This is a genomic window from Sinomicrobium oceani (assembly GCF_900119185.1).
GTDB lineage: Bacteria > Bacteroidota > Bacteroidia > Flavobacteriales > Flavobacteriaceae > Sinomicrobium > Sinomicrobium oceani.
Genome location: NZ_FPJE01000003.1, coordinates 237,561 through 253,720, shown reverse-complemented (window position 1 = coordinate 253,720; position 16,160 = coordinate 237,561). Strand labels below are relative to the sequence as shown.

Annotated in this window: 15 protein-coding genes; 9 read left to right on the top strand and 6 right to left on the bottom strand. The window is 44.7% G+C overall.

Features of this window, described 5'->3' with window-relative positions; translation table 11 throughout:
- Nucleotides 1-61: 61 nt before the first annotated feature.
- Both BT112_RS04130 and BT112_RS04125 read right to left on the bottom strand, forming a co-directional pair.
- A complete protein-coding gene (locus BT112_RS04130) occupies nt 62-1,024 on the bottom strand; it encodes a lytic transglycosylase domain-containing protein (RefSeq protein ID WP_072316165.1) in 963 nt (320 codons plus the stop codon).
- A 130-nt stretch (nt 1,025-1,154) separates the two neighbouring features.
- Nucleotides 1,155-1,787, bottom strand: a complete 633-nt coding sequence (locus tag BT112_RS04125) for an alpha/beta hydrolase (protein ID WP_072316088.1) — start codon at nt 1,785-1,787, stop codon at nt 1,155-1,157.
- Between the two features lie 370 nt (nt 1,788-2,157).
- Here BT112_RS04125 and BT112_RS04120 point away from each other — a divergent pair, with 370 nt between their 5' ends.
- Nucleotides 2,158-2,448, top strand: a complete 291-nt coding sequence (locus BT112_RS04120; RefSeq protein ID WP_072316087.1) for a GNAT family N-acetyltransferase — start codon at nt 2,158-2,160, stop codon at nt 2,446-2,448.
- A gap of 75 nt (nt 2,449-2,523) precedes the next feature.
- On the opposite strand, the gene bla is transcribed toward BT112_RS04120, so the two are convergent.
- A complete protein-coding gene (gene bla, locus BT112_RS04115; protein ID WP_072316164.1) occupies nt 2,524-3,276 on the bottom strand; it encodes a subclass B1 metallo-beta-lactamase in 753 nt (250 codons plus the stop codon).
- A 10-nt stretch (nt 3,277-3,286) separates the two neighbouring features.
- Nucleotides 3,287-4,624 carry a tRNA (N(6)-L-threonylcarbamoyladenosine(37)-C(2))-methylthiotransferase MtaB gene (mtaB, locus tag BT112_RS04110; RefSeq protein ID WP_072316086.1) on the bottom strand — a complete coding sequence of 446 codons (1,338 nt, stop codon included), beginning with the start codon at nt 4,622-4,624 and terminating at the stop codon, nt 3,287-3,289.
- Nucleotides 4,625-4,777: 153 nt separating this feature from the next.
- Here mtaB and BT112_RS04105 point away from each other — a divergent pair, with 153 nt between their 5' ends.
- On the top strand, nt 4,778-7,141 hold the full coding sequence (locus tag BT112_RS04105) for a S9 family peptidase (protein ID WP_072316085.1): 2,364 nt from the start codon (nt 4,778-4,780) through the stop codon (nt 7,139-7,141).
- Nucleotides 7,142-7,241: 100 nt separating this feature from the next.
- On the opposite strand, the gene BT112_RS04100 is transcribed toward BT112_RS04105, so the two are convergent.
- Both BT112_RS04100 and BT112_RS04095 read right to left on the bottom strand, forming a co-directional pair.
- On the bottom strand, nt 7,242-8,417 hold the full coding sequence (locus BT112_RS04100) for a GlmU family protein (protein ID WP_072316163.1): 1,176 nt from the start codon (nt 8,415-8,417) through the stop codon (nt 7,242-7,244).
- 85 nt (nt 8,418-8,502) lie between these two features.
- Nucleotides 8,503-8,754, bottom strand: coding sequence for a type B 50S ribosomal protein L31 (locus BT112_RS04095; RefSeq protein WP_072316084.1), 252 nt, complete (start codon nt 8,752-8,754; stop codon nt 8,503-8,505).
- 177 nt (nt 8,755-8,931) lie between these two features.
- Here BT112_RS04095 and BT112_RS04090 point away from each other — a divergent pair, with 177 nt between their 5' ends.
- The 7 genes from BT112_RS04090 (at nt 8,932) to BT112_RS04060 (ending at nt 16,127) form a co-directional block, all read left to right on the top strand.
- Complete coding sequence (locus BT112_RS04090; protein ID WP_072316083.1) at nt 8,932-9,456, top strand: DUF4199 domain-containing protein; 525 nt, start codon at nt 8,932-8,934, stop codon at nt 9,454-9,456.
- Between the two features lie 91 nt (nt 9,457-9,547).
- Entirely contained in the window at nt 9,548-10,564 is a 1,017-nt protein-coding gene (locus BT112_RS04085; RefSeq protein WP_083564786.1) for a glycosyltransferase family 2 protein, read from the top strand.
- Nucleotides 10,565-10,602: 38 nt separating this feature from the next.
- Nucleotides 10,603-12,327, top strand: coding sequence for a phospho-sugar mutase (locus BT112_RS04080; RefSeq protein WP_072316082.1), 1,725 nt, complete (start codon nt 10,603-10,605; stop codon nt 12,325-12,327).
- Nucleotides 12,328-12,405: 78 nt separating this feature from the next.
- Entirely contained in the window at nt 12,406-14,232 is a 1,827-nt protein-coding gene (locus BT112_RS04075; protein WP_072316081.1) for an ABC transporter ATP-binding protein, read from the top strand.
- Nucleotides 14,233-14,526: 294 nt separating this feature from the next.
- Entirely contained in the window at nt 14,527-15,069 is a 543-nt protein-coding gene (locus tag BT112_RS04070; protein WP_072316162.1) for an RNA polymerase sigma factor, read from the top strand.
- 30 nt (nt 15,070-15,099) lie between these two features.
- Nucleotides 15,100-15,633, top strand: a complete 534-nt coding sequence (locus BT112_RS04065) for a hypothetical protein (RefSeq protein ID WP_072316080.1) — start codon at nt 15,100-15,102, stop codon at nt 15,631-15,633.
- 38 nt (nt 15,634-15,671) lie between these two features.
- Nucleotides 15,672-16,127: a hypothetical protein gene (locus BT112_RS04060; RefSeq protein ID WP_072316161.1), complete on the top strand. Its 456-nt coding sequence runs from the start codon at nt 15,672-15,674 to the stop codon at nt 16,125-16,127.
- Nucleotides 16,128-16,160 lie beyond the last annotated feature (33 nt).

Here is a 16,160-nt window from a genome sequence, read left to right as displayed (position 1 = left end):
ACAAACACGATCCTTAAAAACATAAAAAAGCCGGGGCATCAAAAAACCCCGGCTTTTTTTATCAGCTTTTTACACGGTAATATCCTTTTTCAGGAATCTCGATGATATATTTCTTACCTGACTTATTATTGAGTTTGGTTTCCCGAAGCCACGGATTGTGTATTTTCAGGATTTTATAATTGATCCCTTCTTTTTTAGCAAAGTCAGCCAGGTCGGCAATTTCGTAATCTACCACAACTTTTCTGGTCGGCACAAGGCTGTACATGTGCCTTTGTTCTATATTGAAGCCATATTTCTGCGGATCAGACAAAATTTCCTTGATAGCCAGGATGCGAAACAGGTATCTCCCGGTTTCTTCCCCGAGCAGAATATCGTAATAATCGGCTTCTTTCTGCCTGTCCTGCTGCCTGGATATCCCGGTCCTTCCGGCATTGTATGCCGCAGCCGCCAGCGTCCAGCTTCCCATTTGAGCCCTGGCTTTCTTGAGGTATTCACAAGCCGCCTCCGTAGATTTCTCGAGATGGTATCGTTCATCGACATTATCATTCACTTCCAGGCCGTATTCCTTTCCTGTCGAGCTCATAATCTGCCAGAATCCTGTGGCACGTGCAGGGGACACTACATTTTGCAGCCCGCTCTCGATAACAGCCAGGTATTTAAAATCGTCCGGAATACCGTGCTTAGCCAGGATAGGTTCTATAACAGGAAAGTATTTGTGCGCCCGTTTTATGAGCAACAACCCATTGGATTGCCAGTAGGTATTCACCAAAATCTCCCTGTCCATTCGCTCCTGTATATCGGGTTCGTCGAGCGGAACCGGTTCTCCTGCAAAATTCATGCTTTCCAGAAAATCTATAGCATACACATTATAGTCCCGGACCGCTTTATCATTCCGCTCCTCATCTACAGAAGCAGTTTGTCCGCCTGTCACTCCATCTTTTCCCTCTCCCTGCACCGAACCGAGGAAAAAACCTGCCAATGCAATAATACCGATACCCATAAGGGCTTTTTTCAACCATTCCATAACGTTCATCTTTACCTTTATCATTTGTTAACAGTAACGCGGATTTTTCCGCAATCATATACGTTTTAAAATACAATGTTTGGTAAAGGTAAAAAAATTAAATACTACAAAAGCCGAATAAAACCGGATTTTAGTGCGCAATAAGCGAAGGAAGATGTTCGTTGAACCACTTAAAACGGTTGATGATCATAATATGCGTACCGTTTTTTATCCGGATACAATCTTTAATACCCGCAATAGGAAAAACCGGATCTTTATCTCCGTGTATATGTACGATTCCAGGAAGCACCGTTGTCCTGTTCCAGCAAACGATAGCATGAATAGCCCAATCGATATAAGTCTTATCCCGGACAGACAGGTATTTCCTGTACAATTCCAGGCGGTTTACCACAGCCTCACCAAATGCGTATTTCGCAAGTAGTTCCACATTATTCACCAGGCCAGTAGGAAGCAATTTGTATATCCCTGTATACCGGGCAAAGAGCATTTTGGCAGGTAATTCGTCTTTGTCTTTTACACTGGATATAATAATGACTTTTCGCACAGTTATCCACCGGGCCATCTCCTGTACCAGCATCCCACCGAAAGACACTCCGATAAGCACGGGATTGTCATGTAAGACAAGATCTGACATACGCTTTGCATAGTTTTGCAACGACTCATGCCGCTCGGGAAGTATCCATTCGAGATAATGAACTTCAAACTGGTCTTCGGGTAAACGAATATTTTCGAATATCAGCGGACTTGCCGCCATACCCGGCATAAAATAGACTGGTATTTTAGGTTCCTCCGACAATTTGTTAGATGATTGTATAATAGACTTTTAGTATTTTTTCGTATCTTTGCATACACAAATCGTAAAGGCCATGATTTCCGCACGTTTTTCAGAAACGACATTTTACGGAACATCATTACACGCTTAAATCCTGAACTTTGTTGTATTTCTTTACAAATTTAGGATTTGCGGAAGAAAAAAAAGCATTTCTCCTACTATTCTTGCACAGGAAGAGTTAAAAATGAAAAATGAGTTGTACACATCCCTACAGCGGTACCCTGCAGGTCCGGCGATTTTCTTTGTTCGCTATCCGAGAGGTACACATACAACATCTGTCTGTAAATAAAACTATAATAAAATGAGTGAAGTAACCGTCAAAGACAATGATTTCCTGCGCCAGTTCGAAACCCGTATCAACGGAAAACTGGCTAAAATCGAGTATTCATCACAGGATAAGAAGATTTTCCTGACCAAACTGGTCCTTCCCGAAAATTTCGAGGACTACCAAAAGGATGAATTTATAGAATCGGTATTGCATATCGTGGAAGAAAGAAATCTTCGTGTAGTTCCAACAAGTCCGGAGATTGCCCGTTTTTTGCGAAAGCACAAACAATTCAAGGATCTCCTTCCGGTAGGTATACGCATCTGACCGGACCATTCGTTACCGGTGTTTTACCATTATTTTTTTTCAGGCAGTCATTCTGCATGAGAAACCAAACCGCTCTCAGGACCGGAAAAGTATTTCGGTATAATCCAGCAGTTCTTTGCCCCCGGTGTCTCCATGTCCGGGAATGACGATTTTAACTTCGGGATACGCAGATTTAATACGCTCCACCGTTTCGGGCCATGCGGCAACATCGGCATCTTCAAGGTTTCCCTTTGAAGCACCGGAAGCCTTGATCAGGCATCCTCCGAAAAGTACGTGATCACCGGAGAGATATGCCGTAATATTATCTGTGGTATGTCCCGCCCCACGGCAGGAAAGTTCTATTTCCAAAGTTCCTGCCCACAAGGTTTGCGATTGGTCAAAACCGTGTTGCGGCACCGGAAATCCATGAGATGCAGCCAGTGTAATCGTTGCATTCTCCGCATAAGAAGGTATGTCTTTCCTGTGAAATTCCTGCAGTCCACCCAGGCAATCCTTGTGAAAATGTGTAGGAACAACGGCTTTTATGGTACACCCCAATGAATCCGTCACCCAGCGGATCAATTCTCCCGAGTCCTCTCGCCCCGCCGGCGTATCGAGTATAACAGCCTCGCCATTATCAAAAAATATGGCACCGTTACACTCCACCTTTCCGAAACTCTCTGTCTCCAGGTAGGAAAGATGCACATAGACATGATCGGAAACACGATAAACCTTTAAGGTATCGGAACTGTAATCACCAGGAGTATTATTCCGGTTATCACAGGCGACAACGAAAAAAAGCAGCAGATACACTACTAAAACACTGCTATATCTTTTTACAGGATACATTTGATTACGGTCAGGACGCATATACTTCCTCTTTGGTAAATACAAAACGAACCAACCCATCTTCATCGATATCCGTTAATGTTATGGTATGAAGGGTATTGACCAGCTCCGGATTCCACGGAGCCTTAACCTTCACATAGTTTTCGGTAAAACCATGAATATAACCGGACTTGTTTTCTCCTTCGAATAATACCGTCCGGGTAGTCCCCAGCTGGCTCTCGTAAAAGGCCCTGCGCTTTTTCACTGATAACCCGCGAAGCATTTTACTTCGCTTGGCTCTTACTTTTCCGGGTACAACCCCTTCCATTTCGGCAGCAACGGTATTATCCCTCTCGGAATATGTAAATACATGAAGGTAAGAAATATCGAGTTCATTCAGAAAATGGTATGTCTCCAGGAAATGTTCATCGGTTTCGCCGGGAAACCCGACGATAACATCCACCCCGATACAGGCATGTGGCATGACTTCCCTGATCTTTGTCACCCTGTCCACATACAATTCCCGGAGATACCTCCGTCGCATCTTTTTAAGAATATCATTACTTCCGGACTGTAGCGGGATATGAAAATGCGGCACAAACGTCCTGCTTTCCGATACAAATGTTATGGTCTCGTTTTTCAAAAGATTGGGCTCTATCGAAGATATACGCAATCTTTCTATTCCTTCTACCTCATCCAGCGCCTTGACCAGGTCGAGAAAAGTATGTTCGTGTTTTTTGTTCCCGAACTCCCCTTTTCCGTAATCTCCTATATTCACACCCGTAAGTACGATCTCACGGATGTTTTTCCGGGATATCTCCCGGGCATTGTGCAAGACATTTTCCAGGGTATCGCTACGGGATATTCCCCGGGCCAGGGGAATGGTACAGTAGGTACACTTATAGTCGCAACCATCCTGCACTTTCAGAAAAGCACGGGTGCGGTCCCCTATGGAATAACTTCCCACGTAAAAGTCCGCATCCTCGATCTCACACGAATGTACTTCGCCGAAATCATTTTTGGAAAGGTCATTGATATAATCGGTAATCTTGAATTTCTCCGTGGCTCCTAATACCAGGTCTACGCCATCTACTGCAGCCAGCTCTTCGGGTTTTAACTGGGCATAACATCCCACGGCCGCTACAAATGCACGGTCATTGTGTTTTAACGCCTTTTTGACCACCTGCCTGAACTGACGGTCCGCATTCTCCGTGACCGAGCAGGTATTGATCACATAAATATCTGCGGTTTCTTCAAAATCGACGCGGTCAAACCCCTTATCTTTAAAATCCCGGGCTATGGTCGAGGTTTCCGAAAAATTCAGTTTGCATCCCAACGTGTAAAAAGCTACCCTTTTTCTCTGATCCATATTCCTTACTGATTACAATTTCCCCTCCCCCTCGAAGAGGCTCATTATTAACATCTTGACATGATTTCGGGAGTGCAAAGTTACTCAAAGTATTTAGAAACAAGTTAAAAAAAATCTGTAGATTCGTGAGCTGTGTTTTTAAATCCTTTTCTCATGTTCAAAAAAATCACCTTTTTACTCTTTCTTACCGGTATCGTTCTCCATGCCCAGGAACAACTGAGCGTGGAAAAGATCATGCAGGACCCCAAATGGATGGGAACCTTCCCTTCGGATATACGCTGGGATGATCACGGGGAAACCTTGTACTTCAAATACAACAGGGACAACGATCCTTCGGACTCCCTCTACCGCATCCGGATAAAATCGCCCGGAACCCTGGAAAAAGTCCCTGCCCGCGAAGCCAGGACCCTGATCCCTGCAACGGACAGCTACAATAAAAACCGGACTAAAAAACTCTACACGGAAGGCAAAAGCCTGTTTCTCTACGATATTCGTAAAAGAAAAAAAACAGAGCTCATACAAATGGACGGATATATCGGAAATCCGAAATTTCTCGCCGATGAAAACAAAATAGCTTTCCATTCCGGAACTAATCTGTTTACCTATTCCCTCCCCGACGGACATTTGAGACAACTTACCCACATCAGTACGGGAGAGACTCCGGACAAAGAAGACCCAAAAAGATCGCCGAAAGCGCAATGGCTCCGGGAAGAAAACCTGGAACTGCTACGGGTGGTCAGCGAACGGGAAGAAAAAAAAGAAAAATCGAGGGAATATACCGAAATGACTGCCGCAAAAAAACCTTATGCCTTCTATTCCGGGAAGGCGCAGGTAATCAACCTGGAGTTATCTCCCAACGAACAATTTGCGGTTTTTAACCTCAGGACTACGGGAGATTCCCAAAAAACCGTTGTACCCGATTATATCGATACCTCCGGCTACACCACCGATCTCCATACCCGGACAAAGGTAGGGGAAGAAACCACTACCATGGATATGGCCGTTTACAACCTGGTAAAGGACACAGTCTACCTGGTAGGAGCCGATGCCTTACCCGGACTAAACGATCTTCCGGACTACACCAAAGATTATCCGGACAAAGACTGGGAACCGGAAGAAAGAACCGTGATGATCTCCGGGGCTTCCTTCTCCCCGGACGGGAAAAACATAGTGGTCAACGTCCGCTCCAAAAACAATAAAGACCGGTGGATCGCCCTGTTGAATACCAGAGACGGCAGCCTGAAAAATCTCGACCGGCAGCGTGATGAGGCCTGGATTGCAGGCCCCGGAATAGGCTGGAGCATGGGAGGCGGTGTCCTGGGATGGTTGCCCGATAACAAACATATCTATTTCCAATCGGAAGAGACCGGATACTCCCACCTGTATATCCTCGACATTACCACCGGAAAGAAAAAAGCGCTCACCTCCGGAAAATTCGAAGTATTCGATCCGTTTTTAGCCGCTGATGGCAAGTCCTGGTATCTGACCACTTCCGAAGCAGGCCCCGGAGAACGGCATTTCTATACTATGCCTGTCTACGGAGGAACCATGAAAAAACTGACCTCCATGACCGGTAATAACGAAGTTACACTCTCCCCCGACGAAAAATATATGGCTATCCGGTACTCCTACAGCAATAAACCCTGGGAACTATACCTGAAAAAGAATACGACCAATGCCAAAGAGACCCAACTGACTTCCGGCAGATCGGAAGCCTTTGCCGCATACCCCTGGCGCGATCCGCAACTCATACACTTTACAGCTTCCGACGGACAGCAGGTACCCGCCAGACTGTACGTCCCTACAGCAGATGTAAAAAACAATGCCGCGATAATTTTTGTGCATGGTGCAGGATATCTTCAGAATGTCCATAAATGGTGGTCGCTCTATTTCCGGGAATATATGTTTCACAATCTGCTCGCCGATCTGGGCTATACCGTACTCGATATCGACTACCGCGGCAGCGCAGGTTACGGACGCGACTGGAGAACCGCGATATACCGCCACATGGGAGGCAAAGATTTGTCGGACCAGGTAGACGGAGCCCGGTTTCTCATTGCCGAGCAGGATATCAATCCGCAGAAAATCGGGATCTATGGGGGTAGCTACGGGGGGTTCATCACGCTTATGGCCATGTTTAATGAAGGGGACACCTTTACATCCGGTGCCGCTTTAAGATCAGTAACGGACTGGGCCCATTACAATCACGGTTACACTTCCAATATCCTTAACGAGCCGTACAACGACCCGGAAGCATACCGGAAATCCTCCCCCATCTATTTTGCAGAAGGACTGAAAGGTCACTTACTGATTGCCCACGGTATGGTGGATGTCAATGTACATTTTCAGGATGTGGTCCGCCTCTCGCAACGTCTCATCGAACTCGGAAAAGACAATTGGGAAATGGCCGTGTACCCGGCCGAAGATCACGGATTTGTAGAACCCAGCAGCTGGACAGACGAGTACAAGCGCATACTAAAACTATTCAATTCCACATTGCTGGAAGACCATAAATAAACCGCCCCCTGTTTCGGCAGGACAAGACAATAAAGCCTGTAATAAGTGAAGCCGGGAATGTACATTCCCGGCTTCGTTATACCTATACTACAGCAGATTTTCAGGAGTTATCCCGCCATTTTTGAGTATCCTCAAACACACGTTCCAGGATATGCCCGTCTGCTTCGGTAAAGACAGCTTCCCGTCTTAAAGCCGCTCTTTGTGCAGCAGCAATGGCTTTAGGCAAGAGGTATTCCGTAAAACCACCTGCCCCGCCCCAGGAAAAATCCGGTACAAAATTTGCCGGTAACCCGCTGCCGTAAATATTCGTATTTACCCCGACAACGGTTCCCGTATTAAACATGGTATTAATCCCGCACTTACTGTAATCTCCCATCATTAGTCCGCAAAATTGTAACCCCGTTTTCACAGCTGATGCTTTAGCATAGCTCCAGAGCTTTACCTCATCATAGTTGTTTTTCATATTGGAATTATTGGTATCTGCCCCCAGGTTACACCATTCTCCCAAAACAGAATTCCCCAGAAATCCTTCGTGTCCCTTGTTCGAATAAGAAAAAAGTACCGAGTTATTGATTTCTCCTCCTACCTTACAATACGGCCCTACGGTAGTCGCCCCGTAAATCTTCGCTCCCATCTTTACGATACTGCGCTCGCAAAGTGCAAAACCGCCACGGATATGACACCCCTCCATAACCAGGGTATCTTTACCTATGTATATAGGCCCGTCCGAAGCGTTCAACGTAGTAAAATACAGCTGTGCCCCTTTTTCTATAAAAATATTTTCCGGGGCTATAACCTGTACCCCTTCAGGGATAGGTTCACTTTTTCTTCCGGCTGTAACCAGGTCAAAATCGCGATGAAGGGCTTCCTTGTTTTTAGAAAAAATATCCCAGGTATTTTCTATACGTATGAGTTGCCCTGCAAATTCTTTTTTCCGGTACGCAGAAAAACCGGAAGTTTCTTCCCGGGCGGCATTGTAGGCTACTATATGTCCATCGGAAGTTATCGCCTCGCCGGCTTTCAGTTGTTCTACAAGGGCCGCCAGGTCCTGATCGGGCAGGAAAGAAGCGTCTATATATATGTTCTCATCCGTGCTGACCTCCGGAAATTTAGCCGACAGATATTCTTCCGTACGAACAGATACCTTACCACTCAGCAACCTGCTCCACTTTTCCTTTATAGTGAGTATCCCTATCCGTATCTCTGCCACCGGCCTGGTATAGGTAAACGGCAGAAGCGCATTGCGGGCGGGACCGTCAAATAAAATATAATTCATCCTGTACGTATGTGTGTGAGTTTTCTGTAAAAATAAAAAAACCCCTGATTTCTCAGAGGTTTTCATATACTTTAGTTCGCAAGAATTACTTTTTGAATTTCGCGTATTTGTTTTTGAACTTATCGATACGTCCGGCAGTATCCACCAATTTGGATTTTCCGGTGTAGTAAGGATGTGATGTTCTGGAAATTTCCAGTTTTACCAACGGGTATTCCACACCTTCTACCTCTAAAGTTTCTTTTGTGTTTGCAGTGGATTTGGTAAGAAAAACTTCGTCATTTGACATGTCTTTGAACGCTACCAATCTATAATTTTCCGGATGTATGCCTTTTTTCATCGCCGTTATATTTATTTCTTTCTCCTAAAATTCGAGGTGCAAATTTAAGTATATTTATACAATAAACAACACTTATTTCAAAAAAAATGTCTCTGAGAAAAATATTGTATGCAAATGTGTAACAAAACCCGGAGGTATAGCTACTAATTAACTATTTTTAACCAAAATATTTCAGTTATGGAAGAAACACAACGACCGACCACAGGGAAATATGCACTGATTTACGGATTGCTCACCGGTGCGGCAGGAATTGCATTCAGTCTGATGCTGCATTTTATGGATATGCAATACGATCAAAGTGCGAGCAAACAGATTATTTCCACACTTATTCTCATTGCTTTTATCATCTTGGCAATATACCAGTTCAAAAGGGCAAATCTAAGTTTTATTTCGCTTAGCGAAGCCTTGAAAATAGGTATAGGGGCCTCTGCTGTTGCTGCGATCGTCACTATCCTTTACCTGTTGGTATACATCAATGCCATAGAACCCGATTTTCATGAGAAACTCGCCGAAGTTACCCGTAACGGAATGCGGGAACAAAATCCTGCTTTAACAACGGAGCAGATCGATAATGCCATAGCCATGCAATCCAAGTTTTTCTGGATAACATATCCGGTCATTCTCGTTTTCAATATGTTTATAGGCTTTGTGATTTCGTTGATCACCGGTGTTATTTTAAAGAAGAAAGCTCCGGAATATTAATATAAGACGGAAAATACCCGGGCAATACCCCGGGATAAAATTTCCCATGAAACAATTTTGCGTAAATTTGGGGAGTATTTAATTATTGCCCATGAACATATCTGTAGTTATACCACTACTGAACGAACAGGAGTCTTTACGCGAATTACACGATTGGATTGCACGGGTAATGCTGTCCAATCGCTTTTCTTATGAAATACTTTTTATCGACGATGGCAGCACCGACCGTTCGTGGGAAACGATCGAGGCGCTCGCTGCTGAAAACGATGCGGTGAAAGGTATCCGTTTTTTCCGTAATTACGGAAAGTCACAGGCTTTGCACGCAGGTTTCCGTATGGCTCGTGGCGAAGTAGTTATTACTATGGATGCCGATTTACAGGACAACCCGGAAGAGATCCCGGAACTCTACGATCTTATTGTCAATCAGAAATTCGATCTTATCTCGGGCTGGAAGAAGAAAAGGTATGACGATGTACTCACCAAGAACATCCCCTCGAAACTCTTTAACTGGGCCGCCCGGAAAACTTCGGGGTTAAAACTTCACGATTTCAACTGCGGACTCAAAGCTTACCGGAAAGAGGTCATTAAGAATATTGAGGTGTACGGAGAAATGCACCGCTATATCCCTGTTCTGGCTAAGAACGCCGGTTTTGCAAAAATCGAGGAAAAGGTCGTGCAACATCAGTCGCGGAAATACGGCAAAACAAAATTTGGTATGGAGCGCTTTATCCACGGGTTTCTGGACCTCATTACCATCTGGTTCCTTTCCCGTTTCGGTAAACGTCCCATGCACCTTTTCGGTGCGCTCGGTGTACTGATGTTTCTCATCGGTTTCCTTTCGGCCGGTTTTATCGGTGCCGACAAGCTATATAAGCTCTATCACCAGCAACCCACCATACTCGTCACACAAAATCCGTGGTTTTTTATAGCTTTGGCAACCATGATCATAGGATCGCAATTGTTCCTGGCGGGATTTCTCGGCGAAATCATTCTCCGGAACAAAACAAATAATGACCGGTATAAGATATCGGATGTTTTGAACGTTGATATGCTTACGGATCAAAAACAGGCAAAACAACAACAGGCAGGAAAACGTATTACCGGATAAGGAGTGCTCCGCTTATGAACTTATAACAAATGGAAAAAATGCAAGCAGACGAAAAAATTCTTCAAAAGGTTAACGAGTGGCTGAGCCCGGCATTTGACGAGGCTACCAAAGAAAAAATAAAAGATTTAATAGAGAATGCTCCGAAAGAACTTACCGAAAGTTTCTATAAAGATCTGGAATTCGGTACGGGTGGTATGCGTGGGGTTATGGGAGTAGGCAGTAACCGTATCAACAAATATACCCTCGGTAAAAACACTCAGGGACTCAGCAATTACCTCAAAAAAACATACCCGGATGAAGAACTCAAAGTGGCTATCGCATACGACTGCCGGCATAACAGCGACACGCTGGCCAAGGTAGTTGCCGAAGTTTTTTCGGCCAACGGGATCAAGGTCTATCTGTTTTCGGCACTTCGTCCTACACCCGAACTCTCTTTTTCGGTAAAACACCTCGGGTGTCACTGTGGTATCGTACTTACGGCATCGCACAATCCGCCGGAATATAACGGATATAAGGTATACTGGACGGACGGGGGACAGATCGTACCTCCCCAGGACGGCGAGATCATTGGTGAGATCGACGATCTCTCCTTCGAGGACATCCGGTTTACTCCCAACGAAGAACTCATATCTTATATCGATAAGGAAGTAGACGAAGCTTTCATCAATGCTTCGGTAAAGAACGGAAGTTTTAATGCCCGTGGCAAAGACGATTTCAAGATCGTATTTACCTCTCTGCACGGAACCTCGATAACCATTCTCCCTGAGGTCCTTAAAAGGGCGGGATATAAAAACGTATATATCGTAGACGAACAGGCTACGCCGGACGGTGATTTTCCTACGGTAAAATCGCCTAACCCGGAAGAACCGGAAGCCCTGACCATGGCCTTACAAAAAGCTGAAGAAGTCGGTGCGGATATGGTCATAGGAACCGATCCGGACAGTGACAGGCTCGGAATAGCCGTAAGAGACACGAAAGGCAAGCTCATACTGCTCAACGGGAACCAGACCATGGTACTGATGACCAATTTTTTGCTCAATCAGTGGAAAAAGCAAGGCCGGATTACCGGAAATGAGTTCATAGGCTCTACCATAGTATCCACACCGTTGATGAACAGGCTGGCCGAGGCCTATGGTGTGGAATGCAAAACAGGTCTTACCGGGTTCAAATGGATTGCCAAAATGATAAAAGACCATCCGGAGCAGCCTTTTATAGGTGGCGGAGAAGAAAGTTTCGGGTTTATGGTAGGCGATTTCGTGAGAGATAAAGACGCGGTAACCTCTTCCCTACTTGCTTGTGAGATCGCCGCCGAGGCAAAAGCGGAAGGAAGTTCACTATACGAAAAGCTCCTGCACATGTATGTCGATTTCAGCTTTTATAAAGAACACCTTATATCTCTTGTTAAAAAAGGAATGGAAGGCGCTGCGGAAATCAGCCAGATCATGATCGACCTGAGAAACAAACCGCTTCAACAGATCAACGGCTCCAGAGTTACCTTTATCGAAGACTATCAGAGTTCCGTATCGCGGAATATGATTACCGGCGAAGAAAAGGCATTGGACATCCCCAAGTCGAATGTCCTTATTTATTATACCGAAGACGGCAGTAAAATTGCCGCGAGACCCAGCGGAACGGAACCGAAAATAAAATTTTATGTCAGTGTCTGTACCGACCTGGATATTATAGAACGTTTTGAGGCTACCGAAGAGGCTCTGACCCAAAGGATAAATAATATAGTCCTCGATATGGGTATAGGGGCTTAGCTTACGTATACATTTTATATTTTTGTGTTTCCCGGCGGGCTCCCCCCGGGAAAACATGTTTTAAAACCACACATCGGAATGGATTATTTCAAGAAAATTTTTCGCTTTGCCCGGCCATACCGTAAATATGCCGTACTCAATGTTATCTGTAACATTTTGTATGCCCTGTTTGCTACCTTGTCCATGGTATCCCTGATACCCATGCTTACCGTACTGTTCGGAGAAGCGGAAAATGTTACTACCCGCCCGGCATACGAGGGCCTCGGGCACCTCAAATCGTACCTGGAAGATTACCTCAATTACTATATTACCACTACCAATGAAAATCACGGAGCAGAATATACCCTGGGAGCCATGGTTGTTATTATTATTTCCCTGTTCCTCCTGAAAAACCTGTTCAATTACCTGGCCATGTTTTTTATAACCTTTCTGCGTAACGGAGTTTTAAAAGATATCCGGAATGCTATGTACAAAAAGGTCGTGGAATTACCTATAGCCTATTTTTCGGAAAAAAGGAAGGGAGATGTCATCGCCCGTATATCGTCTGATGTCCTCGAAATACAACACTCCTTCCTCTCCATACTGGAGCTGATCGTAAGAGAACCACTTACTATTGTTTTTACTATAGTGGCCATGTTTGCCCTCAGTGCCAAACTCACCCTGTTCGTCTTTATTTTTATTCCCGTATCCGGTTTTATCATATCCATGATCGGGAAAAGGCTAAAAAAACAGTCCGATCAGGCCCAGCTGGAACAGGGGTATTTCCTCTCCATCATCGAAGAAACCCTGGGCGGACTCAAGGTGATAAAAGGGTTCAACTCCGAAAAGTACTTCAACAAGAGATTCCGCGATTCCACCAAACGATTTTATCAGTTATCCAACAAAATACTCAATCGTCAGAATCTCGCTTCTCCGGCAAGTGAGTTCCTCGGAATTATCGTCATTGCCATATTATTGTGGTATGGCGGACATATGGTACTCATAGAAGGAAGCCTTAACGGTCCCGTATTTATCACCTACATGGGGCTTGCCTATAATATACTGACCCCGGCTAAAGCCATTTCCAAAGCATCTTATGGTGTTAAAAAGGGAAATGCGGCTGCCGAGCGGGTATTACAGGTCCTTGAAGAAAAAAATACCATCGCCGACACACCGGCTTCACGTACCAAAGATCATTTCGATAGTGAAATACGTATAGACCGTATTAATTTCCAGTATGAGGAAGAGAAAGTACTCCGGAATTTTTCGCTCCATATTCCCAAAGGAAAGACCGTAGCCCTCGTCGGGCAGTCCGGTAGTGGTAAGAGTACGATTGCGAATCTGCTCACACGGTTCTATGATGTACAGGAAGGCAGTATTTCCATAGACGGTATAAATATCCGCGATATGGAATTACAGTCGCTTCGTGGGTTAATGGGACTGGTCACACAAGATTCCATCCTGTTTAACGACACGGTAAAAGCCAACGTTTCTCTCGGGAAAGAGAATGCCACCGACCAGGAAGTGGAAGAAGCACTTAAAGTAGCCAATGCCTACGAATTCGTTTCCCAGCTTCCACAGGGCATTCATACCAATATCGGTGACAGCGGAAACAAATTGTCAGGCGGACAAAAACAGAGGCTGAGCATTGCCCGTGCCGTACTGAAAAACCCACCGATCATGATCCTGGACGAAGCCACTTCGGCCCTGGATACGGAAAGTGAAAAACTGGTGCAGAAAGCCCTGGAGAACATGATGAAAAACAGAACCTCGGTAGTCATTGCACATCGTTTGTCCACCATTCAGAACTCCGACCTGATCGTCGTTATGCAGCGGGGAGAGATCGTGGAACAAGGTACGCATAACGAACTGATGGAAAAGAACAGCAATTACAGGAAACTGGTAGACATGCAGTCTTTCGAATAGCTCCTGCCTGAAAAAACAGCGGTTATCGTGCGGAGCACCGGATAAAACAATAAAAGAACACCCGCCTTTACGGGCGGGTGCTACTTTCACAGTAAGACCTGGGCTTTTTTCACCCTATATAAAGCAAAAAAAGAATTGGTTGGTTAAAAAGTTGATCCGAATATAAGTATATTTTTTATTTTCTGTCACCAATCATCTTAAAAAAAGAGAGTTAAACATCACTACCCTCATATTTTTTGTTAATTTAATTTTTTTAAACCTTTTCCTGTTTTTATAGTCTAATCCATAATGATTATGGTATCAGATGAAATATTAGTGCGCAGATTAAAGGCTCCGGCGACCCGCGAACAGGCCTTCCGTGAACTCGTGTCCCAATACAAGGAACGGTTGTACTGGCATATCAGGAGAACGGTTATAGATCATGAAGACACCGATGATGTGCTGCAGAATACCTTTATTAAGATCTATCGGAATATCGACAAATTCAAAGAAGAAAGCAGCTTGTTTTCCTGGATGTACCGCATAGCGATCAACGAATCTATCACTTTCCTGAATGCCAAGGCAAAACGTAAGGGACTGGATAACGGCGAACTGCAGGAATCCCTGGTGGCCAACCTCCACGCCGACACCTATTTCAGCGGTGATGACGTACAGCTAAAACTGCAACAGGCCATAGCGACCCTGCCCGAAAAGCAGAAACTGGTATTTAACATGAAGTATTTCGAAGGGATTACCTATGAGGAAATGTCCGGTATTCTCGATACTTCGGTAGGAGCTCTTAAAGCTTCCTATCACCATGCTGTAAAAAAAATAGAACACTTTTTAACAGGCGATTAAACCTTCTATACCTAAAACAGTCAAATAGTTATGAACCTGAATAAAAAAGATAACAAAGACGGATTCCGAATTCCGGAAGGTTATTTCGATACCCTGGAAAAACGGATATTGCAATCGGTCTCCGTACACCGGAACATCCCGGAAGAGGAAAGTTTTGAGGTTCCTTACGATTACATGGAAAAGCTCGAAGAGCGTATCCTCAAGGCCGTAAAGGTACAGGATGAAAAACCGTCAACTACCCGACCACGGGTATTTCGCCTGAAAAGTGTCCTCTATTCCGTATCGGCAACAGCAGCGGCCCTGCTGATCCTGTTGTATGCATTTCCGGGTATACGCTCCTCCGTTTCTCCGGACAATGATTACGCTATGGCAAACCTGAAGCCCGAAGATGTCGAGTTTTATATAGATAACCATATCTTCCCGGTGTACACGGAAGATATCACCGCCGTCTTTGACTCCTCCGATCTCAATTCCGTAAGTTTTTCTTCCATCGACGAAGATGAGCTTATCGATTACCTGGAAGAAAACATGATCGATTATCCCCAAATACACTTTACCCCATGATAAGCTCACAACCCGATATCCGTATAAACACTACACTCATGAAAACATTCAAAATACTATGTTTCTCCTTGCTTTTCATGCTCTTTTCTTTTTCGGGGCATGCACAGGAAAAAAGCAAAAAAGAGCGTATAAAAGCTCTTAAAGTAGCCTATATCACCGAAAAACTATCCCTGACCACCGCAGAAGCCCAGAAATTCTGGCCGGTATATAATACGTATTATGACAAAGTCTCCGAATTATGGCACCAGGAGTACAAAAACATCAAAAATCCCATACGCAACGGGGACATTGATACTATGTCGGATGCCCAGGCTGGTCGTTTGCTGAATGAACAAGAGGAAATAGAGCGTAAAATATACGAAGAGAGTATGCAGCTGACCCGCAACCTGAAGGGCGTTTTACCGGCCAAAAAGATCTTACTTCTCAAAAGAGCGGAGCGGGATTTCAGCCGCGAATTACTGCACAGGCTCAAACGAAAAGACGATAAAAAATAAAAGCAGATAGCCCCCATAAAAAAAGCCCTTCAC